This window comes from Methanocellales archaeon (assembly GCA_028715985.1).
Lineage (GTDB): Archaea > Halobacteriota > UBA148 > UBA148 > UBA148 > UBA148.
In genome coordinates this window covers 50,214-61,114 of record JAQUQR010000008.1, presented here as the reverse complement: position 1 = coordinate 61,114, position 10,901 = coordinate 50,214, and the positions used below count along the sequence as shown (strand labels likewise).

Sequence of the window (10,901 nt, the reverse complement as noted above, 5' to 3'; positions counted from 1 at the left end):
GCCTCTGACTTCGCGGTGATGGTTAGGTCTGGGCGGGGTCCCGTGCAGGCGTAGGTGCCGTTCGTGTATCTGTTCTCTATGGGATTGCCATCGGTGTCAGATACGGTGCACCAGGTTGGATCGAACAGGAGGTCCGAGGTGCCGTCCTCCAGGCATTCGCCGTGCAGGGTGAGGGTTGCCAGCTTGTAGGTGCCTGCGGAGATGGGTGTCATGGTTAAATAGTTATCCTCCAGGACTCGAACCACGCCAGGAGCGTAGGGGGTGAACATGTGGGAGCCGAAGGGACTGGTGCTGAAGTCTGCCGAGGTGATGTTCACGCAGCTCGGATCGAAGTGAAGGTCAAACTGGTAGGCAAGGGCACCGTATGTCAAGCCTGTGTCATCATAGTCCACCCAGAGCTCGACTTCTGTATCTTCATTATAGTCACCCGTGCTGGCTGAAGGGACGAGATAAGCGTCCCAGGGAACAGGGAAGGTCAGCTGTATCTCCACCACGTTCCTCACTTTTTGCCCTGAGGTCAGGGTAGAGCCCATGAGTCTGAGAGGATAGCTCGAGTCTTCCTCAGGTATCGGCTCTCCGTTCAGCTCGTTGGCCAAGAAGATATCGTCGTTTCTCTTTATGAGCGAGCTGTCGAAGGTCTTGCTGTAGCCATCGCCTGCGATCACCGTGATCTCATATCCCGAGTCTGCGAGAGCGTCGTTGAAATCATGCTGGTCCAGATCGTCCACCCAGCCGACCAGACGCCACAAGGGTATGCCGGCCCACGTGTTGGTGCCGTCATTCCAGCTGACGTTGTGACAGGCTGCGCCTTCTTCAAAGGAGGTGCGATTGATGGTGTCGGTGAGCTCACCGGTTAAGGTGAGGTTCCAGGTTTCCTCTTCGTAGAGGCCGACCAGCTCAATCTCAGTAATGCACGAGATTGAGAGGGATAAATAATCGACATCAGATCCAACCAGCCGTAGCGGCCAGTCCCCCTCCGGCAGTGGAGCACCGTTCTTGGTGTTGGCTACAAATATGTAGTCGTTACGGGCGAGATCCCATGGGTCAATGGTCACCGTACTCTCGTCACTGGCGGTAAGCTTGGCATCATAAGCTCTTTCTGCCGCCGCCATGTCGTTAAAGCCTAAGTCTATATCCTCAGCGTCAATGCTTCCTGATACATCATACGGGTACTCATCATAGAAGTCGCCGTCAACGAAGCCGACCAGTATCCATAAAGGCAAGCCTCCCCAGACATCGATACCATCGTTATATTCTGTATAGTATCCCAAGGAGGTTGCCAAGGGTATGGCGTCCTCGAACTCTTGCTGCGTCACGACGTATGTGTGGACGCCGTTCAGGGTGAGGTTCCAGTCAGGGATCGGCGTGCCGACTTCAAAGACACTGTTCATGCCATTATCAGCAATCAATGTATTGCCGTTTGACAAGCGTTCGACACCCCATGGCATGACACAAGGATATTCCCAGACGGTGGTGCCATCAGGATCCACTTCAATGACAGATCCAAAACCAAAATTAGAAATCAGCGTATTGCCATCCGGTAGACGCTTGGCGCAAGCCGGGAACATAGCTGTGTATTCCCAGACGGTGGTGCCGTCCGGGGCCACTTCAATGACGAGGTCAAGAAACTGATCAACGATCAATGTATTCCCGTTTGACAATCGTTCGACACTGGTCGGAAAATCTCCGGTGATGTATTCCCAGACGATGGTGCAGTCAGGGGTCACTTCAATGGCATGACCTGGATTGTCAGTACTGGCAATTAACGTATTGCCATCTGGCAAGCGATCAGCTTCCATTGGGTAGTGTCCGATGCATTCCCAGACGGTGGTGCCGTCCGGGGCCACTTCAATGACACCATCACAATAAGCAATCAACGTATTGCCGTTTGACAAGCGATCTGCATCCGTCGGCTGGAGGAGTCCGCTGTATTGCCAGACGATGGTGCCGGCCGGGGTCACCTCAATGACACGATTGTTAAAGCCATCAGTAATCAACGTATTGCCATTTGTTAGACGCTCAGCATCAAATGGCCCGTTGAGTCCAGTGCTGTATTCCCAGACTATCTCATCTGCTGCTGATGCTGTTGGCATCACCAGCATCGCACATAGCAGTGCGATCGTACAAACCAATATTGCTCTTTTCATGTTCTTTTATCTCCTTTCGAACTGTTCCCCAAAAAAGGGGAAATTCCCATCCCGTCGCCTTTCATCGGCTTCTTCTATATGCAAATAGGTACTATTTGTTGACAATATTACCATTTGGCGACAAGATTGCTATTTGCTATATGCAGATATTTACCATTCCATATAAATACCTTTTGGTTATGAATGATTATGCCGTTTAATGCCAGCTTAAGATTTTTCCCATAATCAACTGGGGATATCTAGATTTTTAGGGTGGTCAAATCGCTGTTATGCGTGGTTTTCTCATTGCATTTTCTTTCTGTTTTTGTTACCGCCTATGTACGGCATATCACCGCATCCACCCATTACCAGGGATAGTTAGGGTCTGCGGCACGGTTCTTCACCTTGGTCGCGTCCAGCACGTTTATGATGCCGTCGCTGTTGACATCTGCGGCCCATTCGTTATCCAGGGGGTAGAATGGGTTGCCGGCACGGTTCTTCACCTTCGTCGCGTCCAGCACGTTTATGATGCCGTCGTTATTGACATCACCAAGGAGTGCCCCGAAGGTAAAGGTCTCGAAGACCGTATTCGGTGGATAGAGCTCAACCTCGCCACTCGATAGGTTGGCAACCTCGATCATCTCCAGCGTCGCCTGGTTGACATCGATGGTGATCTTCACGTATCCCAGAGTCCCCTCCAGGCTGTTCTGGCTTTCGGGTATCCGCGGCTCCGCCAGATCGTAGCTCGGGCCACCGCCGATCCCTGCGACCACATAATTGATCCCATCGGCCTGTAAGCGTTCATAGGCATGCACGTGCCCGTTAAAGACCGCGTTCACGTCGTGATCGAGGAATATGGGGCACCAGAGACTCTGCCAATTAGCCCAGCCGCCGTAATGACTGGCACTCGAGCTGTAAGGCGGATGGTGGAATGAGACGAACTTCCAGGCCGCACTCGTGGTAAGGTCATTTTGAAGCCATGTGGTCTCACTATTTACGTCCGCCTGATCGTTGCTATCGAGCACGGTGAAGTGAGCGTTGCCGCAGTCGAACGAGTACCACTCAGGCACGCCGAAGGCGTCATAGTAGTTCTGCACCGGATGGTAATCATGGTTCCCCAGCGTCGTGTAGAAGGTGGTGGTGGACATCATAGCACGGCCAGCCTCGAAGAACCTGTTCCATTCCTCCAGGTCGCTGCCGTCGTTCACCAGGTCGCCGCAGTGGAGCACGAACATCACGTTTTCCTCCTCCGCGATACGATCAGCGACGAGCTTGTGTCGGGTCAATTGTGTTGCCTCAGGATCGCCCTGCGGCTCCTGCGAGTCGCTGTAGACGATAAAGGTGAACGATCCCTGAGTGGAAAACGTCCTGAAGGTGCAGTCGCTGGTGGACTCGTTTCCAATGCATACCTGATAGTGATAAACCGTGTTGGGCGTCAGGTTGGTGATGTTGAGGTGGTGCAGCTCTTTCTCCTCGGTATCTTCAACGGCATGGTCGTAGCCGCCGTGCTCCTGGTAATAAGCATCCGTTGCATAGCTGACGACTCCAGACGTCGCATTCTCGGTCTTCCAGTTGATCACCGTTGAGTTCGTCGTGGTCTTCGTGACGTAGGGTCCCCAGAGCGTGATTGGAGCGGGGATCACCAACACCATTGCCGTTCCGTTCACGGTTCCGTTTGCCGCGGTAACCGTTGCAGTTCCAGTCGCATTCGCCTCGAACAAGCCGTTTTCAGTGATAGTGCCGACTGTCTCGTTGCTGCTCGACCAGGTAACCACAATGCCAGACATCTCCTCATGGTTCTGGTCGTATGCGGTTGCCGTGAACTGCTGTGTATTGCAAGGATACAAGGTCGCGGATGATGGTGAGATGATGACAGATGTCAGAATGGTGTAGTTCTCGAAGGGCTCCATCAGGGGATAATCGTCAAAGCTGTAGGGCGTATCACCGATGCCGTCGCCATCGCTATCCACTCCAGCGTAACCACTGTAGTAGTTGCCTAAGTAGTTCGTATAGGGGGCACCTTCGTAGTTATAGGCGAGCTGTGTGGGTGAGTGGTAGGTGTTATCGGTTAAGCATTCAACGCTGCCCATGAAGTCGTTCAGCCAGATGAAGTTGTCGTGGGTTTGATCCTTGATGCAGATCTCATCGTCTGCATTGTTCTCGCAGGTGTTTTCGGATACGAAATTGCCCGTTGCATCATCCCTGAGGCTGATGCCTCTTCTCGTATTGTCATGGCAGTAGTTGCTTGTTACGGTGTCGTTGGTCGCAGTGCCGCCGAGGTGGATGCCGTTGTAGCATCCGGAGCAGTCGTTGTTAACGATCGTGCAGGAGTTTGCGTCAACAAGCTCGATGCCTGCAACGTGCTCGTCTGTGGGGCCGCTCACGGCAAATCCCTCGATCGTTACATTATTGGCGTTCACGTCAAATACGGGCGTACTGGAGACAGCAGCTATCACCGCAACCGCATCTGAGCCGTTCTCAGACTTGATCGTTAACGACTTGTTCACCACCACGTTCTCGTAGTAGGTGCCATCCCTCACGATGATCGTATCCCCCTCAGCGGAAGCATTCACCGCGTCCTGAATGGTGGTGAAGTCCGCACCTCCGTCATCATCCACGTACCAGATCGTCGATGCCTGGGCCGGAGAGGCTAAGAGCAGCAGTGCGATGGCAAGGCATGACAACACCAATAACGGCGTGTGTTTTCCCATTCTCTTTTACCTTCTCAATTATTCATCACTTTCAGGGTCTGTTTTTGTTTTTCTTTTCTTTTTTTGCTGTTACCGCCCAGAGTCACATCCTCGCATCCATCGTATCCTTTACCAGGGATAGTTCGGATCTGCGGCACGGTTCTTTACCTTCGTCGCATCGAGCACGTTTATGATGCCGTCGCTGTTGACATCTGCGGCCCATTCGTTATCCAGGGGGTAGAATGGGTTGCCGGCACGGTTCTTCACCTTGGTCGCATCGAGCACGTTCACCACGCCATCATTGTTTACGTCGCCGAGGAGACCTTGGGGCGACTCATTGCTGTAGATCAAAATAGAGCCGACCCATTTCACCGAGAGGCCACTTGAGGACGGCCATAAGGTGCCGTCGTAATAGTAATGCCAGTATTGTTCATCCATGCACTCGTGCATGTCCCAAAGACCGAATGCATGATAACCCCAGGGATTCGTACTAGTATCAGCGAAGAAGTGGAGCCTCATGCCCACAGTATAGCCTGTATCGGGATAGCCCACGCCTTGGTGCTCACCTGTGATTGATTCCTCGCCGTTATACCAGGCGAGGACCATCGGTCCCTGTCTGCTGTCCAGCGTTTCGTTGCCGTGGTCGTTGTAGGCGACGGCGTAGTCGAACCACTTGTAGAAGCCGTCAGGTGACTTGATCTTCACCCTATCGCCGGGAGACATGCCCCCCACTAACTCGCACAGGTCCTTGACATCCGTCCCGGCAACAGCTCCGTAATCCCTGCTATCCACGTTGACACTCTCTGGCGGATCCCAGAGATTTCCCAGATCAAAGGTGGGGCCCTGGAAGTAGTGGTGCGTGTAAGTAGTACCGTAAAGGTTCCCTTCGTCCATGATGGGCAGGTTGTCTCTCATCCACTGATAGGTCACATTCGTCTCGTTCAGTATAGTCGTTTCATCCGAGGCATACTTTACCACGTGCACTTCCGTCGTATATGCCTGAACGGGCATCACTAAAATCACCATTGCAATGCATACCAACAGCATTGCCAGTATCGTCCCTTTCCCAATTTTCATCGCATATCCCTTTCCTAATCTCCATCTCGTAGCTTTTCAGCTTCTCTGATATGCAAATAGCTGCCATTTGCCGACAATATTGCCGTTTGGCGACAAGATTACTATTTGACGATATGAAGATATTTACTACTCCATATAAATGACTTTCGGTTACGAATGATTACACCATTCTATAACATCATTTGGTCAAAATAAGTGGGAGCGCATGAACGAGGAAAATCGTAAAAAACAAAAACATAACAAAGCAACGAGTTAATATTTCTTAAGCTAATAGAGGATTACTTGGATACGATAACCAAGTTAGAAAAAATACAAAGAACTGAGGTAAAGGAATGAATATTGCGTGGGGCATCACGGGTGCAGGACATTTTCTGAGAGAGAGTTATGAGGTTTTCAAGAAGTTAGCAGGGGGACACAAAGTCACGATTCTCGTTTCCTCGGCAGGAGAAGAGGTTTTACAAATGTATGGCTTGTTGGATAAATTGACCACTATATCTTGCGGCAGATATCTGGAGGAGATATTCCTGGAAAGCGAGATGGGTAAGAGTTTTCCAAAGACAGGCCGCTTTCTTTTGGGAAGGTATGATGCACTGGTAATCTCGCCCGCGACATCAAACACCGTTGCAAAGATAGTACACGGAATTGCAGACTCGCTGATCACAAATGCAGTAGCACTGGCGTCTAAAGGAAGAATCCCCGTCCATATCATGCCTGTGGATGTATCCGGCAGCATCAAATCTGAGACGCCTTATTTTATGGACAGAAAAGTTTGCGAAAAATGCGAGGATTGCATTCCAAAAAGACATTGCCCCGCTATTGCAGAGCAAATCGATCTTCTAAAATGTGACGGATGTGGCATCTGCGTGAAATACTGCCCCCATAACGCCATCAGAAAAGGATTTGTCGAATTTCACGTGCGGGACATAGATGCTAAAAATGTGAATGCTTTGCGCTCTATGGAAGATGTCTTCGTTTTGGATGCTCCCATTGACCTACTAAAGGTGTTCTGAAAAAAATCTTCGCATATGGCGAAGATTAGACTTTAACGTTTGTTTTGCGAATGACCTCGTTGGGGTCTTCTTACCCTCAATCTGAGTATCGCCTGCTTGAATGGCTTGAAGTACCTTATCCACGGAAGGCTCAGAGTCAATCTTCGTTATGCCATATCCGACCATCTCTGAAATATGGGCATCGGATCCTGCAACCATGGACAGGTTTTTATCCACAGCCTGTTTTCTTGCTTTCTCATTAAAATGGCCCAGGATAAACCTTGAATTGTATATTTCAACCGCATCTATGCCATCTGGAATGTAGCCCAATCCATGGCGAAACGGATGAAACGGGTGGGGCACTATTACAGTTCCGCCCAGAGCCTTTGCCATATCAATTGTCTTATCCGGAGGCATGCCCAGAGGGATATCATCCTTAATGCCCAGCACCATTATGTGGCCTTGGGCAGTTGAGATTTCCACGCCGGGTATCACCATCAAGTCAAGACCTAGCTTCTTTGCCATCCGGATTCCAACGAGTCCGCCACGGACAGTATCATGGTCTGTGATCGAGATTCCATCCAGTCCGATCTCTTTGGCTCGCATGAGAATCCTATCAACAGAGTCGTAACCGTCATGTGAGTAACATGAGTGGATATGAAGATCAAATCTGAGCACCATGAATAGGGTTTTGTCTTAAAAAGATATAATACATACCATGAAAGTCCTAGTGGTTAGCGGACGCAAGGCCCATCAGACGGTAAAAAAAGCAGTGGGCGATAGTGCAGATGTGCTATTGTTGGATGTCGATGTAGCGGCGTTTATTACGCCGGATTTGCTAAGTTCCGTGCCCGTCTCCAATGACAATTATGATTTGATACTTGTCCCTGGATTATCTGCCGGTGATTTTTCAAAGCTGGAGGAGGAGACTGGCGTGAAAATCAGACTTGGGCCCAAACATGCATGCGACTTGAATAGAGTGCTCTCTCAGGCGGACGGTATTGAGTTCTCTCACACAGTACCAGCCTGCCAGCTATTGTCTACCAAAAAATATGAAGAAGCGGTGAAAAAAGCCGATGAACTAGAAAAGAGTGCAGGATATAAGTTTAAGCTCAGAGATCTGAAGATTGGCGGCAACTCGATGATGAAGGTGATGGGGGAAATCGTAGATGCGACGAGCATGCCGGAGGAGAAACTTCAGAGGATTGCCTGGGATTTCATCGCACAAGGTGCGGACATTATAGACATGGGAGTTGCAATGGATGCCACCCCCGTAGAGGTCATAAATTCGGTAGATGCCGTATCTCACTTGAAAACTCCGATCAGCATCGATACCCTAGACCCGGATTTAATCCTAGCTACTCTAGAAACCACAGATGTGGATATGGTGCTCAGTTTGAACAGCGATGGCTTAAAAGCAGCAGGCAAGGCAATTGCAGATCAAGGCACAGCGGCAGTCATCATACCAGATAGCGACCTAGAATCCCTACAGAAAAACATCAGGCTGGCCCAAGAGACCGGGCTTGAAAATATCATTGCAGATCCCATCCTGCGACCTATTGGAGAAGGCTTGATCGATTCTTTGGTTGCTTACCACAGTTTCAGGCAAAAGAGCGATCTGCCCCTATTCTTCGGGGTTGGAAACGTCACCGAGCTGATAGATGCCGATTCCATCGGCATCAATGCAATCTTAGCTGGAGTCGCGATGGAAGTAGGTGCCAACATACTTTTCACCCCCCAATATAGCGCTAAAACCAGCGGAAGCATTTCTGAGTTGAAGACAGCAGCGCAAATGATGCTCCTCGCAAGAGACAGGTGCACGCCACCGAAGGACCTTGGGCTGGACCTGCTGGTCGTCAAGGAAAAAAGGCACAGAACAAGCGATATGGAAATCAACAAACCGATCAAAGCAAAGCCGCATGCAGCCCGACAGGATCCAAAAGGCTTTTTCAGTATCGCTCTCCGAGATGGAAAAATCATCGCCAATCATGAGGATGCTTCCATCGTTGGCACCAGTGCGAAAGCCATTTGCGACACCATATCTGACCTCGGATTGGTGTCTTTGACGGAGCATGCCGCTTATCTTGGAAGGGAGCTTATGAAGGCGGAACTCGCGCTAAGATTTGGGAGGAGTTATACCCAAGATGATGACTTCTAAATCACGTTCTGCATCAATGTGATCAATTCGCCGAACTCCGCATCTCCATCTATTTGGACTAAAGTTTGAGTTACTTTCGTCCCCCCAATTTCTGCAGTATATGTTACGTCCTCATAGGGCACCAATCCTGCAGTGGCCACAATGGAGCCGTCGCTACTCCATACCGCCAGAGCTCCTTTTACCGCCATAGATCCGCCCTCATATTTCATGATGCCCTCATAGACACGCGCTTTCACAGTTTCTCCATGCACGTTTGTGAATGTCAGGTCGCCAGTCCTATGAAAGTCTGACACACCCATGCCTTGGACCGTGCTCATCAGCTGGCTATCGATCAGATCAAATGCCCTATCAATCAACTGGTTTGTCAAGAAATCCAGACCAACCGGCAAGGCCAATCGCACGGTCATCAGCTGAGAAGTGATGCCTGAGATCTGTGTCTCTTGCTTTACCCTGCCCTCCAGTTCTCCATCCTTGTAGGACATGGCAGCTGAATTTATCGTCAGGGTGACTGACCACTCCAACTTGATAGAATCTTTTGTTACATCCCCAACCTGGACCCAACCCAAGTCGCTTAGGGTTTTAGGATTAACCCTTGCCGCCTCCACCTCCCTCGGCTCCAAGCACCCGATCACCGTAGTCATGATGACCAAGAGGATTATCAAAATCGTAAGCTGTTTTTTCATGTTAATCCATACCATAAATGCGCTTAGGAAAGTATTAAAGTTATAGCAAGACCTATGCAAATTGAATTGCATGGAAGGTCTAGCGAAGCGCCTGAAGGAGATGGATGCAGATGCATTGATGCTTGTAAGCGACAGCATCCGTGATGCGAATATGTTCTATCTAACAAATTTTTTGGCGCCGGACCCGTTTTTTTATCTTGGAAAAGGGGAGTCAGAATTCATCATCGTCTCGAAGATGGAATTCAGTAGGGCGAAAAAGGAGTCGAGGGTCAAGGACGTAAGGTCTACTGCTGAGTATGGCCTGCCTGATTTACTGAAGAAATATAAGGATGCCCAAAAAGCGCGTTCAGAAATGCTGAAAGATGTGCTCAACGAAGAGGGAGTGAAACGCATAGTAGTGCCCAGCAACTTTCCATTTTTTATTGCAAGGGAGTTGCGCGATTTCGAGATGGTTCCAACCAGATTGGTGGAGGAATCGAGAGAGGTCAAAAATAAAGCCGAAATCGAAAGCATCAAAAAGGCACAAAGAGCGTGTGAAAGTGCCATGGATGTTGCCATAGAATTGGTTAGAAAAGCCGAGATCGATAAAGAGTTCTTGAGACTGACAGCGGAAGAGGTAAAAGTCAGCATAGAGCACGAGCTGATAAAGCAAGGGTGTGGGGCCGATGATATCATCGTAGCTTCTGGAAAACAGGCGTCTGATCCTCACTGCTCTGGATCTGGGAGGATAGAGATAAACACACCGATCATCATCGATATATTCCCATATCTCAAAAAAGAACGTTACAATGCCGACATGACGCGTACCGTCCTCAGAGGCACTCCAACTAAAGAGATAGAGGAAATGTACCGAGCAGTCTGCGATGCCCAGAATATCGCCATTGGCAAGATCAGGGCTGGTGTGACGGGAAAAGAGGTTCATGAAGCAGCATGTGACCTGTTTCGGGAACGGGGCTATGAATTCGTTCACTCCACCGGGCATGGGGTGGGTCTGGATATTCATGAGGGGCCCTCCCTGGCAGAAAACGGAAATGAGTTAAAGGTTGGCAACGTCATAACGGTGGAGCCGGGGTTATATGACCCCAATATTGGAGGCGTCAGGTTGGAGGATTTGGTACTCGTGACCGCCAAGGGATGCAAAAATCTCACGCGATTTCCAAAGCAACTGGTGATATAAT

The 10,901-nt window shown here is 49.9% G+C and carries 8 protein-coding genes; 3 read left to right on the top strand and 5 right to left on the bottom strand.

Features of this window, described 5'->3' with window-relative positions; genetic code table 11:
- The 3 genes from PHI74_07120 to PHI74_07110 all read right to left on the bottom strand — a co-directional run.
- Window positions 1-2,147 (bottom strand): hypothetical protein (locus PHI74_07120; GenBank protein ID MDD5485780.1); only part of this gene is annotated, 2,147 nt, incomplete at its 3' end.
- 344 nt (window positions 2,148-2,491) lie between these two features.
- Entirely contained in the window at window positions 2,492-4,837 is a 2,346-nt protein-coding gene (locus PHI74_07115; GenBank protein MDD5485779.1) for a metallophosphoesterase, read from the bottom strand.
- A 108-nt stretch (window positions 4,838-4,945) separates the two neighbouring features.
- On the bottom strand, window positions 4,946-5,893 hold the full coding sequence (locus tag PHI74_07110; GenBank protein MDD5485778.1) for a dockerin type I repeat-containing protein: 948 nt from the start codon (window positions 5,891-5,893) through the stop codon (window positions 4,946-4,948).
- A 332-nt stretch (window positions 5,894-6,225) separates the two neighbouring features.
- On the opposite strand from PHI74_07110, the gene PHI74_07105 reads away from it, so the two are divergent.
- Window positions 6,226-6,903 carry a dihydromethanopterin reductase (acceptor) gene (locus PHI74_07105; GenBank protein ID MDD5485777.1) on the top strand — a complete coding sequence of 226 codons (678 nt, stop codon included), beginning with the start codon at window positions 6,226-6,228 and terminating at the stop codon, window positions 6,901-6,903.
- Here PHI74_07105 and PHI74_07100 read toward each other — a convergent pair.
- Complete coding sequence (locus PHI74_07100) at window positions 6,889-7,563, bottom strand: PHP domain-containing protein (GenBank protein ID MDD5485776.1); 675 nt, start codon at window positions 7,561-7,563, stop codon at window positions 6,889-6,891. The two genes, PHI74_07105 and PHI74_07100, sit on opposite strands and share 15 nt — an antisense overlap.
- Window positions 7,564-7,600: 37 nt before the next feature.
- On the opposite strand from PHI74_07100, the gene PHI74_07095 reads away from it, so the two are divergent.
- On the top strand, window positions 7,601-9,040 hold the full coding sequence (locus PHI74_07095; GenBank protein ID MDD5485775.1) for a dihydropteroate synthase-like protein: 1,440 nt from the start codon (window positions 7,601-7,603) through the stop codon (window positions 9,038-9,040).
- Here PHI74_07095 and PHI74_07090 read toward each other — a convergent pair.
- Entirely contained in the window at window positions 9,037-9,723 is a 687-nt protein-coding gene (locus PHI74_07090) for a hypothetical protein (protein ID MDD5485774.1), read from the bottom strand. The two genes, PHI74_07095 and PHI74_07090, sit on opposite strands and share 4 nt — an antisense overlap.
- Window positions 9,724-9,793: 70 nt before the next feature.
- Here PHI74_07090 and PHI74_07085 point away from each other — a divergent pair, with 70 nt between their 5' ends.
- On the top strand, window positions 9,794-10,900 hold the full coding sequence (locus tag PHI74_07085) for a Xaa-Pro peptidase family protein (GenBank protein ID MDD5485773.1): 1,107 nt from the start codon (window positions 9,794-9,796) through the stop codon (window positions 10,898-10,900).
- Window position 10,901: the final 1 nt, after the last annotated feature.